10 protein-coding genes are annotated in these 13,534 nt (G+C 73.4%); 5 read left to right on the top strand and 5 right to left on the bottom strand.

Annotated elements, in window-relative coordinates; all coding sequences use genetic code 11:
- Positions 1 to 526: 526 nt before the first annotated feature.
- A complete protein-coding gene (locus tag ACZ7RU_RS21140) occupies positions 527 to 1,042 on the bottom strand; it encodes a hypothetical protein (RefSeq protein WP_470342467.1) in 516 nt (171 codons plus the stop codon).
- Positions 1,043 to 1,178: 136 nt separating this feature from the next.
- Positions 1,179 to 2,069 carry a LysR family transcriptional regulator gene (locus tag ACZ7RU_RS21135; protein WP_470342466.1) on the bottom strand — a complete coding sequence of 297 codons (891 nt, stop codon included), beginning with the start codon at positions 2,067 to 2,069 and terminating at the stop codon, positions 1,179 to 1,181.
- 278 nt (positions 2,070 to 2,347) lie between these two features.
- On the opposite strand from ACZ7RU_RS21135, the gene ACZ7RU_RS21130 reads away from it, so the two are divergent.
- The 5 genes from ACZ7RU_RS21130 to ACZ7RU_RS21110 all read left to right on the top strand — a co-directional run bounded on the left by ACZ7RU_RS21130 (position 2,348) and on the right by ACZ7RU_RS21110 (position 8,954).
- Positions 2,348 to 2,758, top strand: a complete 411-nt coding sequence (locus ACZ7RU_RS21130; RefSeq protein WP_470342465.1) for a nuclear transport factor 2 family protein — start codon at positions 2,348 to 2,350, stop codon at positions 2,756 to 2,758.
- Between the two features lie 85 nt (positions 2,759 to 2,843).
- A complete protein-coding gene (locus ACZ7RU_RS21125) occupies positions 2,844 to 4,205 on the top strand; it encodes an MFS transporter (protein WP_470342464.1) in 1,362 nt (453 codons plus the stop codon).
- A gap of 40 nt (positions 4,206 to 4,245) precedes the next feature.
- Positions 4,246 to 7,086: a helix-turn-helix transcriptional regulator gene (locus tag ACZ7RU_RS21120; protein ID WP_470342463.1), complete on the top strand. Its 2,841-nt coding sequence runs from the start codon at positions 4,246 to 4,248 to the stop codon at positions 7,084 to 7,086.
- Between the two features lie 178 nt (positions 7,087 to 7,264).
- Positions 7,265 to 8,137, top strand: a complete 873-nt coding sequence (locus ACZ7RU_RS21115; RefSeq protein WP_470342462.1) for an NAD-dependent epimerase/dehydratase family protein — start codon at positions 7,265 to 7,267, stop codon at positions 8,135 to 8,137.
- Positions 8,130 to 8,954 carry an MBL fold metallo-hydrolase gene (locus ACZ7RU_RS21110; RefSeq protein ID WP_470342461.1) on the top strand — a complete coding sequence of 275 codons (825 nt, stop codon included), beginning with the start codon at positions 8,130 to 8,132 and terminating at the stop codon, positions 8,952 to 8,954. Before ACZ7RU_RS21115 ends, ACZ7RU_RS21110 begins: the two co-directional genes overlap by 8 nt.
- Positions 8,955 to 9,216: 262 nt before the next feature.
- On the opposite strand, the gene ACZ7RU_RS21105 is transcribed toward ACZ7RU_RS21110, so the two are convergent.
- The 3 genes from ACZ7RU_RS21105 to ACZ7RU_RS21095 all read right to left on the bottom strand — a co-directional run.
- Positions 9,217 to 9,663 (bottom strand): hypothetical protein, encoded by a 447-nt coding sequence (locus tag ACZ7RU_RS21105; RefSeq protein ID WP_470342460.1) that lies wholly within the window; start codon positions 9,661 to 9,663, stop codon positions 9,217 to 9,219.
- A 365-nt stretch (positions 9,664 to 10,028) separates the two neighbouring features.
- Positions 10,029 to 11,048, bottom strand: a complete 1,020-nt coding sequence (locus tag ACZ7RU_RS21100) for a serine hydrolase domain-containing protein (protein ID WP_470342459.1) — start codon at positions 11,046 to 11,048, stop codon at positions 10,029 to 10,031.
- Positions 11,041 to 13,534, bottom strand: a 2,494-nt coding sequence (locus ACZ7RU_RS21095; protein ID WP_470342458.1) for an amino acid adenylation domain-containing protein, incomplete at its 5' end; no start/stop codon positions are given. The genes ACZ7RU_RS21100 and ACZ7RU_RS21095, both read right to left, overlap by 8 nt.

The raw sequence follows: 13,534 nt of genomic DNA, 5'->3' as shown, positions 1-13,534 counted from the left end.
GGGATTATTGATTGTTTGACCGTTCTCCGTCAACGGACCTCCGGTGTGACGCGGATTACACCATGTCCATTTCGTTGTGACATGGCCCCACGTTCACCACCGTTGCCGGACATACGTCCATCTGTGGAGCAATTCCCTCGCATCCGGACCACCCGGCACAGCCGGGGCCCGGGCTGCCCGGATACCGCACCGAAATGGCCCACCCGCCGGCGTCGCATTTCTCCGGGCCACCCGGAAGGAATTCCCCGACGGACACGAAATGGCTCGACCCCGCCCCGGTCATGGGCTCCGCCCTCCTGCGGGGCACCGCTGTGCAGGCGGGCACCGACGCTCGCACGGCCGGGTCGGCCGGTAGTGCGCGTACCGGGCAGGCGGCGCTCCCCCCTCCCGGCTCGCCCGGGCCACCGTCCGGAGCCTGCGTGAGATCACCGAACGGCTCCTGCCCCCATGGCGGTTGGGACCCGGCCCCCGCGTCGGCAGAACGCAAGATGTCGAACAGGGCCCTCGGGCGCGCCGAGTACTGCCCCTAGGCTCTGGAGCGGCTCGACCACCAGACCGAGCCGAAGAGGAGCGCGCCGGGGAGGATGCCAGCGACGGTGGAGACGGCGGAGGCGGGGGCACCGAGGAACGCGAGGGTCATGCCGAGTGCACCGCAGGCCGCCATCGAGCCGCCGAGGACGCGGAGTGGGGGTCGGCTCCACGCGGTCGCGAGGCCGAAGAAGTGGACGCCGACGACGAAGGCGATCCAGCCGGCGGTGGCGGCGGGCGTGTGGAGGACTTTGTTGATGACGGCGAGGCCGACGGCTATGCCGACGACTTCGGCCGCGGCGACGAACCAGTAGAACCGGCCGAAGCGCGGCGGGGAGGCGGTGGTGGTCTCGGGGACGGGCCGGCGGTTGAAGATCCCGAGGAGCAGGAGCGCGACGACGGCGAGGACCCGGAGGGGGATGCCGACGGCGTTCGGAAGGGCACCGGCATTGGCCTGGACGAAGAAGAGCCCGAAGCTCGACCCGATGAGCCTGGTGGCTCGTACTCTGTTCATGATCGCGAAGATAGCGCGACGGTCGTCGTCACTCGAACGCCCCCTCTACCCGCCTGCCAAGGCCGCTCGGTCCGCGTGCTGGGAGGTGAGCGCGGGATGGCCCGTACAGGTGGCGGCGGTTGCCACGCGGGCCCCGTCAGAAGTGCAGGACTCCGATGTCGCGGACGGTCTGGGCGAGGGCCCGGACGAGGTCGTTCTCTCCGTCCCTGCGCCACACCAGGGCGTAGGGAATCGTCCCCATGTCGGGGACGGGGACGAAGCGGACGTGGGACATGGACCAGTAGCGGGTGACGTGGGAGGGGAAGGGGTGGACGATCTCGCCGGTGCTGACGAGGTGGATCAGTTCGTCGGCGTTGGTGACCTGTTCGACGCGTTCGATCGGCTTTCCCCGGGCCGTGTGGAACGACAGGTAGGCGTCTTCCCAGTAGTCGGGCATGTCGGGTGGCATGGCATGGGCGAAGTCGGCCAGGGCCTCGAACGGGACGGAGTGCCGTTCGGCGAGTTCGTGGCCTGCGGCGACGGCCAGGACACGGGGGTCGCGGAAGAGGACGGGGCCGACGGTGAGATCGGGCTCGTCGACCGGCAGCCAGGTGAGGAAGACGTCCATGTCGCCCTCGCGCAGCCTGGCGAACGGGTCGAGGTAGGGCGCCCGGCGCAGCTGCAGTTCCCACTGGGGATGACGGGAGCGGAAGGTCTCCCAGTAGGGGTACATGTCGGGCACGTTGAACGGCATCATGCCGACGCGCAGGCGGGCGGTCTTGCCGCGGGTCGCCATCCGGGCGCGTTCGAGGCTGTCGCGCAGGTTCGCGTAGACCGGCCGCAGGTCGCTGCGGAGCTGCTCGCCGAGCGGGGTCAGGCGGATCTGGCGGCGGTTGGAACGGTCGAACAACAAGCCGCCCAGTTGTCGCTCCTGGCGTCCGATCACCTGGCTGACGCGAGCCTGTGTGAGGTGCAACCGGGCGGCCGCCCTGCCGAAGTGCAGCTCCTCGGCCAGCGTCAGAAAGATCTCGATGTCGCGTATTTCCACCTGTGCCGACCCCCGTCATAAGCCTCGGTTATCGGATCTTACTGATCTTCGACGTTGATGGGCGCGGTGGGGAGCTGGAAGATCGACGGCGGCCGGAACCGCCGCGCGTGGTCCGGGGACGGTCCGGCGCCCGTACCGGTAGCCCGCGCACCCCGCGCGCACGCACCCGGACCTCCCACCCCCGCGATCCCGGCGGACGGAGCCCCGGGCCCGGCTGCCCGGCCGGACCGGACCGGGAATCGGCAGACCGATCGTTCCACTTCCGAGGAGTTGCGGCATTGACGTTCCGTACCACGGCCGAGGTAATCCACTGCTTCAACCGCGCCTTCATCGAGCATGACGCCTCCTTGCTCGCCGACCTGATCGCCGACGACTGCGTCATGGAGGCGAGGGAGCCGGCTCCTGACGGAGCCCGCTACGAGGGCCGCGCCGAGTGCCTGGAGTTCTGCCGGGCACTCGCCGACGACCGCACGATCCAGTTCGAGCCGGAGGCCGTCGTCGTCACCGGTGAACGGGCGACGGTCCGCTGGCGGTGCCACTTCCACGACGGACCCGTCGACTCGGTCCGCGGCGTGAGCCTCACGCTCGTACGGGACGGCTTGATCGTCGAGTGCCTCGGCTACAGCAAGACCACGGACGACGCCCCGCCGGCCGAGGGCGGAATCCACGGAGAGCGAGGGGAATCCTGATGGCAGCCGTGAAGCTGCTGCTCGGCACGGTCGGCCCGCAGAGGCCGCCCGTGTCCGCGCCCCGTCCCGCACTCGGGGAGGGCAGATGAAGGCGGAGGAACGGCGGGTGCCCGGCGAGCGGAACCTGATCGCCGGGATGCTGGTGGACGCGGTGGGCACGGGTATGTACGTGCCGTTCAGCCTGGTCTTCTTCCAGCGGATCACCGGACTGCCACTGCCGACGATCGGCACCGTCCTGACCGTCGCCGGTCTGCTGGCGATGAGTGCCATGCCGGTCGGCGGCTGGGCCGTCGACCGGTTCGGTGCCCGGCAGGTGCGGCTGGCCCTGTACCTGGTCCGCGGCCTCGGCTTCCTGGCGTTCCCGCTCGGCACCACCCTGCCGGTCTTCGCCCTGGTCGCCACCCTCACCGCGGCCGGCGCCCAGGCGTTCCCCGCGACCCAGCAGGCTCTGATCGGCGAGCTCGCCGAAGGGGAGCACCGGGACCGGCTGATGGCACTGGCGAGGAGCGTCAACAACGCCGGCCTCGGCGCCGGCGGCCTGCTCGCCGCCGGGCTGGTCCAACTCGGCGGTGACCGCGGCTTCCTGGCGGTCGCCTGGCTGAACGCGGCCACCTTCTTCGTCGCGGCCCTGTTCGCGCTGCGGATCAGGACCCCCCACCGGGTCCGCTCCACGACCGGCCGGCAGCGAGCCGGTTACCGCGCGGTGCTGCGCGACCGCCCGTACGCCGGGCTCACCGTGGCCAACTTCCTGATCGCCCTGGGCTATTCGGCGCTCAGCGTGCTGCTGCCGGTGTACGCCGTGAGCCAGTTCGAGCTGCCCGCCTCGGTGGCCGGCCCGCTGTTCGCGGTCAACACCGCGCTCTGCGCCTTCGCCGGCGTGCCGGTCGGGAGAGTCAGCAGGCGCTTCGCCCGGCGTACCCGGGTGGCCGCGGTCGGCGCCCTGGTCTTCGCCACCGCCTTCCTCGGGTACGCGCTGCTGGGCGGCATCCCCCGCCAGGGCGTGATGGCCGGCCTGGTCGGGCTCCTGGTCCTGTACACGATCGGCGAACTGGTGCACAGCCCGAGCGCGGGCGCGCTCTCGGTGAGCGCCGCTCCCGCCGAGGCGCGCGGCCGTTACCTGGCCACCTACCAGCTGTCCTGGGCGCTGTCCCAGACGCTGGCACCGTCACTGTTCACCGGCCTGCTGGCGGTCGACGGCCGGCTGCCCTGGCTGGTCCTGGCGACGAGTTCGACGGCGGGGGCCGTCATGCTGCTCGCCCTGGAGCGGAGCCTGCCGGCCGAAGCCGTGTACACCGCCACGGCCGGAGCCGTGCCGCACGCTTCGAGGCAGCCGGATCGGGGAAACTCGGCCGAGGCCGCGCCGGCTGGTGCGCAGCAGCGTTCCGGCAGGCCGGGCCTTCCCGACCGGCGGCCCGCCGGTGCGGATGCGCGACGGTCGAACCGATGACATCGTCAGCCACGCTGACCGAAGGAGGGGACAGCATCAGATGACCGACGTGGTCCGGGCAGGCAGCGCCGATCGGAGGCCCGCCGGTCTCAGCGGCCGGCGGCACGAACAGGAAGTGCTCGACGGGCTCTTGCGGGGAGCCCGGGAGAACCGGGGCGGGGCCGTGGTGCTCCTCGGCGAGTCGGGGTCGGGCAAGACGGCACTGCTCGACCGGTGCGCCTGCGCGGCGACGGCAGCCGGAGCCCGGCTGTTGCGGTGTACGGGTGTCCAGTCGGAGGCCTCGCTGCCGTACGCCGGCCTACAGGTGCTCCTCCAGGGCACCCTGGACCTGGCCAGGAGCCTGCCGGAGCGGCAGTTGACGGCGCTGCGCGGGGCGATCACACCGGACGACGTGCCCGCCGGGGACCGCTTCCTGGTCGGGGCCGCGACGCTGGGCCTGCTCGACGAACTCGCCGAGGAACGTCCGGTCGTCGTCCTGGTGGACGACGCGCACTGGCTGGACCTGGAGACCGTGGACGCCCTGCTGTTCGCCGCCCGCCGGCTCGGCAGGGGGCGGGTGGCCATGGCGGTCGCAGCGCACGACGATCCGGCGGCCTTCGACGGCGCGCCGGGCCTGCCGGTGCTGCACCTCGGTCCGTTGACCGACGAGGAGGGGGCGGCGCTGCTCGCGGACCGGGCGCCCGAGCTGCATGCCGCCGTGAGCAGCCGCATCCTCGGGCTCGCGCAGGGCAATCCGCTGGCCATGGTGGAGCTCGTGGGGGCCCTGACGGCGGCCCAGCGGGACGGGAGCGAACCGCTGGACGCCCGGGAGATCGCCGTGTTGCCGGCCTCGTGGCGGGTGCGGCGGATCTTCGACGAGCGGATCCGAGCACTGCCCGCGCCGACCCGTCTGCTGCTGACGGTCGCCGCGGCCGACGACACCGGCGACGTGGCGCTGCTGCTGGCGGCCGGGGAACGGGTGGGCGCGGCCGCCGGCGACCTCGGGCCGGCGGAGGCGGCGGACCTGGTGAGGGTGTCCGGACGCCGGCTGGTGTTCCGGCATCCGCTGGCGCGCGCCGCCGCATATCAAGGTGCGGTGCTGGCCGAGCGGACGGCCGCGCACCGGGCGCTCGCCGAGGCGGCACCGGCCGCCGACGACATGGGCCGCCGGGCCTGGCACCTGGCCGCGGCGACCGTCGGCTACGACGACGAGGTCGCCGCCGAACTGGAGCGCAGCGCCGAGCTGTTCCGCTCGCGGGGCGGCCGGGCGGCGGTCGCCGCCGCCTATCGGCGGGCCGCGCGGCTGACAGGGGACCAGGAGGCCCGGTCGCTGCGGCTGGCCGCCGCGGCCGCCGCCGCGGCCGAGGCGGGACAGGTGGAACTCGCGGGGATGCTCGCCGACGAGGCGGGGCCGGTGAGCAGTCCGCCGGCGGTCGCCCGGCTTGCCAGCGTGCGGGCAGCGCTCGAACACGAGCAGGGCCGCGCGGAGTCGGCGCGGCTGCTGCTCGTCGAGGCGACTTCCGAGGTGACGGCGGACCGTCCCGCCATGGGGGCGTCGCTGCTGTTCGAGTCCACCGCGATGGCCTGGGAGGCGCCGGACCCGGTCGCGGCGGCCCGGGACACCCGCGCGCGGGTGGCCGGCCTCGACTTCGGTGGGCACCCCGTGCACCGGGGCGCGGCCGGGGTTCTCGACATGCTCGCGGGTGATCTGGTGGACGGGGCGGCGGCGGTACGGGAGTTCGCCCGGTACGTCGCGCGGACCCGGCACAAGCGGAGCCTGGCCGATCAGGTGCGGCTGCACGGCTGGGACATGCTGCTCGGCGAGTACCGCGCGGTGCACGACGAGGCCGTGGCCCTGGAGCGGGAGTGCCGGATGGAGGGTGCCGTCGGGGTACTGCCGCGGGTACTGCTACGGCTGGCGCGGCTGCGGCTGTTCCTGGGACGACACCGGGACGCCCGCACGACGGCGGTCGAGGGTCTGGAGATCGCCTGCGACACCGGTCAGCGCCATCTCGCCACGATGCTCAGCGGCGTCCTGGCGGTGCTGGCCGCGCTCGACGGGAAGGAGCCGGGCGCCGCGGAGGGGCCGGAGGGAACCGGCGGCCCGGGGGGCGGGGACCTGCTCGGCCGCGGCTCCGCAGGACGGCCGGGACAGGACCTGTGCCCCGAGGTCGTACCGTCCCCGTTCTGGCTGACCAGGGCACACGGTCTGCTCGACCTCGGGCTCGGCCGCTACGACCGGGCGCTGCAACACTTCGCCGCCCTGACAGGGGGCCCGCACCGGCACCTCATGGCTTCCGTACACAGCCTGCCCGACCAGGTGGAGGCCGCCGTGCGCGCGGAGCGGGCCACCGAGGCCGGGCCGGCCGCCGAGGGTTTCGCGCGCTGGACCGGGGCCACCGGAACCGCGTGGGCGAGGGCGGTGGAGCTACGCTGCCGCGCCCTGCTCACCGCCGACGCCGCAACCGCGGAGGAGTTCTACGAGCGGGCGCTCGCCGCCCACGAAGGGGACGGCCGCCCGTTCGAGGAGGCGCGCACCCGGTTGCTGTACGGGGAATGGCTGCGCCGGGCGAAGCGCCGGGCTGACGCCCGGGAGGCGCTGACCGTGGCGTTGGAGTCGTTCGAGCGGATGTCGGCCGCCGCGTGGGCGAACCGGGCCCGCACGGAGTTGCGGGCCGCCGGTGTCGCCCCGGCCGCGTCAGCGGCGGGCGCGGCTGTCGTGGACCGGCTGACCGCGCAGGAGCTGCGGGTGGTTCGGCTCGCGGCGACCGGCCTGAGCAACCGGGACATCGGCGCGCGCCTGTTCCTGAGCCCGCGCACGGTCGGCTACCACCTGTCCAACGCCTACCCGAAGCTCGGCGTGACGTCGCGCGCCGCCCTGGGAGCGCTCGACCTGGGCTGACCTCCGCCCGGTCCCGCCACCCCGTCACCTCCTCTCCCGTCGGTCCGGTCGACCCGGTCGGCCCTTCGGCCCCCGTGCGGGTGAACGCCGGTACGCGCCCCGGTCATTCGACGGATCCGCGGGTGCGGGCGCGGTTCCTACGGTTGTCGTGTTCGAAGAACGTCTGCTGGGAGGGTTCATGAAGGTTCTGGTACTCGGTGCCACCGGCTACATCGGCTCCGCGGTGGTGTCCCGTCTGACGCTGGAGGGCCACGACGTGGTGCCCCTGGTCAAGGACGCGGCCGCGCTGCACCCGGACGTGCCGGTACGGGTCGGCGACCTGACCGACCCGGCGTCACTGCGCGCGGCGGTGACGGACGACGTGGACGCGGTGGTGAACCTCGCCACCCCGACCGGCGACGAGGCGGTGGACACCGCCGCCCTCGAGGCGCTGCTCGCACCGCTGCGCGGCACGAGCCGAGCGTTCGTCTACACCAGCGGCGTGTGGGTGCTCGGCGCCACCGGGGACACTCCCCTGACCGAGGACGCGCCGACCAACGCCATCGCCATCGTCGGCTACCGTCCGCGGATCGAGCAGCGCGTGCTGGCCGCCGCCGGGGACGACGTGCGCGCCGTCGTCCTGCGGCCTGGCATCGTGTACGGCCACGGCGGCGGTATCCCCGGCCTGATGACCGGCTGGGCACGCGAGCACGGCACCGGCCGGTACGTCGGCTCGGCCGCGACCCGCTGGCCCATGGTGCACGTGGACGACCTCGCCGAACTCTTCGCGCTGGCGGTGACCAAGGCCGACGCGGGCAGCGTGCTGCACGGCGTGTCGCACGAAGCGGTGCCGGTCGCCGCGCTCGCCGCAGCCGCCGACATCGCCGCGGGCGGCACCGGCCGGGCCGAGCCCTGGCCGGTGGAGCAGGCCGCCGAGGCCGTGGGCGGCCCGTTCGCCGAGGCCCTCGGCCTGAACCAGGTGGTGTCGGGACGGCGCGCCGTCGAGGAACTCGGCTGGCTGCCGAGCCGCCCGAACGTCCTCGACGAACTCGTCGGAGGCAGCCGTGGCTGACACCACCGCCCCGACACGTCCGATCTGCCGCACCTGCGGTACCCAGTACGCCGCCGCGCGTCCGGACTGTCCGGTCTGTCTGGACGAACGCCAGTACGTGGGCCGGAACGGCCAGCAGTGGACGACCCTGGCGGGCTTGCGAGAGGAAGGCCACACCGGCCGCTTCGAGGAGCAGGGGCCCGACGTGCTCGGCGTGGGGGTCACCCCGGAGTTCGCCATCGGCCAGCGGGCCCTGCTGCTGCGCACCGCCGCCGGGAACGTGCTGTGGGACTGCGTGCCGTACCTCGACGACGCGATGGTGCGCGCCGTCGAGGAGCTCGGCGGCATCGACCACATCGCGATCAGCCACCCGCACTTCTACTCCGCGATGGTGGAGTGGGCACACGCCTTCGACGCACCGGTCCATCTGCACGACGCCGACCGGCAGTGGGTGGGCCGGCCGGACCCGGCCGTGCGGTTCTGGAGCGGGCGCACGCTCCGGCTCACCGACGAGGTGACCCTGATCAACCCGGGCGTGCACTTCCCGGGCAGCGCGGTGCTGCACTGGAGCGCCGGCGACGGGGCGCTGTTCACCGGCGACGTCGTCAACGTCTGCCCGGACAGCCGGTGGGTGACCCTCATGCACAGCTACGCCAACCACATCCCGGAGCGCCCGCAGGCGGTCCGCGCGGCAGCGGACCTGCTCGCCGGCTACCGTTTCGAGCGGATCTACGGCGCTTGGTGGGACCGGGCCGTCACCTGCCACGGCAACGAAGTCCTGAGCCGGTCCGTCGAGCGCTACCTCCGCTTCGAGGAGGGCACCGTTCCGGGCGACTGACACACCCCACCGCACAGCTGCCCCGTCACCACGACGCAGGACCACGCGGGGAGTCCTGCGAACCGGCCGGCCTTCGGCGGGTGGTGTCGGCGGCAGCCGGTCGGAACCGCACGAGCCCCGAGGGGACAACGGCCACCGAGGAGGACCGTGAGCGCGCACCGGCAGCCTTGGCGGCCGGTGCGCGGGGACTCCTGCCGAAGGACCTGGAGCCGGCGTGGTCCGCCACGCCGTCATGCTCGTCCAGGGTGGCGGAACAGCCCGGTCACCAGTCCATCGCACGCCTGGCCAGGACCGCCATCCCCACCGCCGCGGGCAGTTCGACCAGTAGGGCCATGGCCAGCGCCACGTACCAGTCGACGGCGTCCTCGGCACTCATGACGTCGAACCAGGCATCGAGCAGCAGCAGCGTCGCGGTCGCCGCACTGGCCAGCGCCACCAGCCGCGAGCGACGGGCCAGCAGCAGCGCGGTGGCTATCAGGCCGGTGCACTGGAGCAGGTCCAACCCGACCCACACCGTGGACCAGTTCGGAACCTCGGCCTCCCCGGGCGCGGTCGAGCCGAGTACCAGGATCCACCCGAACAGCAGCACCGCGATCCCGGCCAGCGCACCGGCCACCACCCGGCGCGGGCGCACCGACGCCGGGTCGTCCGCGCCCAGGCGGTCGAGCAGTCGGCGCAGCGGTCGGCTTTCCCGTATCTGACTCTCCATGATCGAGAATCTACCGCCCCGTCTACCGGGCCCCCGTCGCGGATGGGAGGCCGGCAGGAGACGCACACCCTCTCCGGAGCCCGTGCCGCCGACCAGGATTCTCCTGGCGGGCCGCCCAGGCAGCGGCAAGACCACCACGGTCCGCCGGCTGGGCGGCACCGCTGCCCGCCCGGACGCGGCCGGCTTCACCAACGCACCGGGGGGTGAAAGGACCCCGCTGCCGGTCGGTCGCGGCTGACCGGTGAAGCCGGGTTCGGGCTTTGGTGGAACTCAGGTGGCGCAGGGCCGCGTCCACTGCCCTCCGGTGGAAGGCCGAGAGGCAGACCCCACCAAGGCGGGTTCCCCTCGGCTGTGGGCGGGTGGGGTCAGGAGAAGGCCGCCTCGATGAGTCGGACGGCCAAGGGAGGAACGCGCATGGCACCGCGTACGGTCGGGCTGATCACATAGGTGAGGCAGCGTCCGAGGTCACGCGTGGTGACCATGCCCGTGATCGCGCCGTGCACGACCCCGGCCATACCCCAGACCACGACGCCGTCGGGCAGCACCAGATGGTCGAGGCCGGCCGCCGCGTAGGCCGGCCTGGGATCGTTCAGGTACGGCACCTGTGGGACGTGGAACAGCACCCGCTGCTCCTCGGCGGGCAGCAACTCGCCACCGGCCAGGGCGGTCAGGAAGCGTTCCAGGTCGGTGAGGGTGGAGACCATCTCGCCGGCCGCGCCGTGGATGGACGGGTTCTGCTCGGTGACGTCGATGCCGTCGTCGTAGCCCCGCAGGTGGGGGCCGGACAGTGTCGGGTCGGTCCCCGGCAGCGAGGTCCCGGCCAGTCCGAGCGGGCGCAGCAGCCGGGTCTCGATCTCCTCGCGGTAGGAGCGGCCGCAGACCGCCTCGATCACCAGGCCCGCGAGGTCGTAGTTGGCCCGGGCGAGCTGCTGTCCGGTGCCGGGCGGGTGGAGCAGCGGCAGCCGCAGTGCCTTGGCCACGCGCTGTTCGGGCGTGAAGGTGTCCATCCGGTGCCGCAGGAACCACGCGGTGTCGTTGTACCGGACGTCGCTCTCGTCGGCCAGGCCGCTGGTGTGGTCGAGGAGCTGGCGCACGGTCACCGGGTGCTCGACCAGTCCCGGCAGGTGGCGCGAGACCGGGTCGGCGAGGTCGAGGCGGCCCTCGGCGGCGAGTTGCAGCACGACCGTGGCGACGAAGGTCTTGGTGAGCCCACCGATCCGGAACCGGTGCCCGATGTCGGCCGGTTCACCGGTGGCGGGGTCAGCCGTGCCGGTGACGGCCGTCCAGGTCCCGCCCTGGACGGCCGGGCCGCTGAGCCGGACCATGACGGCGTGGGCCGCGTCGTCCGGGCGCCGGCCCACCACCTCGAGCAGCGCGTCAGTCATCGGTACCGCCCCGGACGGTGCCGTTCTCGCGGCTCTCGACCGGCAGGTCCTGGGCCTGGGCCCAGAGCCTGGTGAGCTCTCCGCCGAGGATCGCGCCGCCGGAGCGCCGGACGGCGTCGGCGAGGTGGGTGTGGACCAGCTTGCCCGACTCGGAGTTGGTCAGGACGACCAGCCCCTCGCCGCTGTCGATCTGGGTGAAGGTGCCCACCCGGAAGCCGACGGTGCGGCCGCCGTGGCCGAACTCCAGGTCGCCGGCGCTGTTGTCGATGACGGTGCCGAGGCCGTAGAAGCTGCCCGGGTGCCAGATCGTGAGCATCTGCTGGGCCAGCGGCCGGGCCAGCAGCTTCCCGGGCTCGCCCCGGTAGGCCCGGCGGATCTCCGTGGCGACCTTGGTGAGGTCGGCGGCGCTGGCCCACAGGCCGCCGGCGGCCACCTCGTTGCGCACCCGGTAGCGTCCGGCGATCGGATCGCCGTGGACGTCGTGTCCGATCGCCACCGGGGTTTCGGACCGGTGCGGGAAGTCCTGGTCGAAGCTGCTGTCCGTCATCTCCAGCGGCTCCAGCACCATCTCCCGCATCAGCTCCGGGAAGGGCCGGCCCGTGACGTCGTCGAGCAGCTGCTGCAGCACGGAGTAGTTGATGTTGGTCTTCCGGAAGACCGTGCCGGCCGGGTGCTGGGCCCGGACCGGCTCGTTGGTGGCCGGTCCGGTGCCGGTCAGCACCTCCAGCACTGTCGGCATGGTCTCGGTGGGCAGGAAGTTGGTCGGCGGCACGTGGCTCAGACCGGCCTGGTGGCTGAGCAGTTCGCGCAGCGTGATGACCGCGCCGTCGGGCACCTGCCAGGTCCGCAGGTACCGGTTGAGGTCGGTGTCCAGGTTCAGCGTGCCGTCGGCGACCAGTTGCAGCACGGCCAGCAGGGTCACGTGCTTGCTGACCGAGGCGACCTGGAAGGGGGTCCGCGCGGTGACCGGCTCCGGCCGGTCGGCGGCGGTGACGCCGTAGCCCTCCAGGGCCACCACCTCGCCCTCACGCAGGATCGCGACGCTGACCCCGGGGACGCCGTGGCGGTCCATCACCTCCAGCAGGGCGTCCCCGTCGATCCTGATCTCCGCCGCGGGGGCGGCAGCCCGTACGGGCTCCGGCGCGGGCGGGCGGTGGGTGGTCATGTCCTGTCCTTCCGTCAATGTGTCCACAGCCGCCGCCAGGTCGGCCAGGGTGTCGTACTCGTAGAGCATGCGGAGCGTCACCGGCAGGCCCTGGCGGGTGGCCGCGGCGATGACCTTGATGATCAGCAGGGAGTCCCCGCCGTGCTCGAAGAACGCGTCCCGGGCGCTCACCCGGTCGAGGCCCAGCACCCGGCCGTAGATCTCGCCCAGGGCCACCTCGGTGGGTGTCCGGGGCGCCACGAAGTCCTCGTCCCGCACCGGCTCGGGGGCGGGCAGGGCACGCCGGTCGAGCTTGCCGTTGCTGGTCAGCGGGAGGCGTTCCAGCGGGATCACGACGGCGGGGACGAGGCTGGGCGGCAGCTTGGCGGCCAACTCCCGGCGCAGCTGGGCGGAGCGTAGCGGCGCACCGTCGCGGGGCACCGCGTACCCGACCAGCCGGCCGTCGCGCGCGACGACGGCGGCCTCGCGGACCGCGGGCAGTGCCGCCAGGGCGGCGGCGGCCTCGCCGGGTTCCACCCGGACGCCGTTGATCTTGACCTGGTCGTCGATCCGGCCCGCGTACACCGCCACGCCGTCGGGCCGGATCCAGGCCCGGTCGCCGGTCCGGTAGAGCCGGGCCCCGGGCCCACCGAGCGGGTCGGGGACGAAACGCTCGGCGGTCAGGCCCGGACGGCCCAGGTAGCCCCGGGCCACCCCGACGCCGCCGACGCACAACTCCCCCACCGTGCCCAACGGCACCGGACGCAACCCGGCGTCCAGCACCCGCACCACCACGCCGGGCAACGGCGCACCGATCGGCAGCGGGTCGGTGAGGCGGTCGGCGGTGAGGTGCTGGGCGGTGACGTCGATGGTGCATTCGGTGGGTCCGTAGGTGTTCCACACCTCCCGGCCGCCGGGGGCGGCCATCCGCCCGGCCAGCGCCGCGCCGAGGGGTTCGCCGGCCGAGAAGAGCAGCCGCAGCGAGGTGCAGCGCGGCCAGTCCGGCAGTTCGGTCAGCAGGTGCCAGACGGACGGGACGGCCTGCAGGACCGTCACCCGGTGGGTGAGGACGCTGCGCAGCACGGCCTCCGGATCGCGCTCGGCGCCGTCGGGGGCGAGCACGAGCGTCGCGCCGCCGGCCAGCGGCGCGAACACCTCCCAGCCGGCGGCGTCGAAGCCGATGGAGGTCTTGAGCAGGACCCGGTCGGCCTGGCCGATGCCGTGGTGGTCCACCGCCCAGGCGACGCGGTTGGCGAGGGCCCGGTGGGTGATCTGGACGCCCTTGGGACGGCCGGTGGAACCGGAGGTGTAGATCACGTACGCGAGCCCGTCGGGATCGACG

It is taken from the genome of Kitasatospora sp. NPDC114501, assembly GCF_055633695.1.
Note: the sequence above shows the minus strand (reverse complement) of the source record. Positions and strands in the feature narration are given on the sequence as shown.

Coding starts and splice junctions, on each gene's coding strand:
- ACZ7RU_RS21120 (WP_470342463.1), top strand. CDS start 4,246: ATGACCGACGTGGTCCGGGCAGGCAGCGCCGATCGGAGGCCCGCCGGT.
- ACZ7RU_RS21105 (WP_470342460.1), bottom strand. CDS start 9,663: ATGGAGAGTCAGATACGGGAAAGCCGACCGCTGCGCCGACTGCTCGAC.
- ACZ7RU_RS21140 (WP_470342467.1), bottom strand. CDS start 1,042: ATGAACAGAGTACGAGCCACCAGGCTCATCGGGTCGAGCTTCGGGCTC.
- ACZ7RU_RS21125 (WP_470342464.1), top strand. CDS start 2,844: ATGAAGGCGGAGGAACGGCGGGTGCCCGGCGAGCGGAACCTGATCGCC.
- ACZ7RU_RS21100 (WP_470342459.1), bottom strand. CDS start 11,048: ATGACTGACGCGCTGCTCGAGGTGGTGGGCCGGCGCCCGGACGACGCG.
- ACZ7RU_RS21115 (WP_470342462.1), top strand. CDS start 7,265: ATGAAGGTTCTGGTACTCGGTGCCACCGGCTACATCGGCTCCGCGGTG.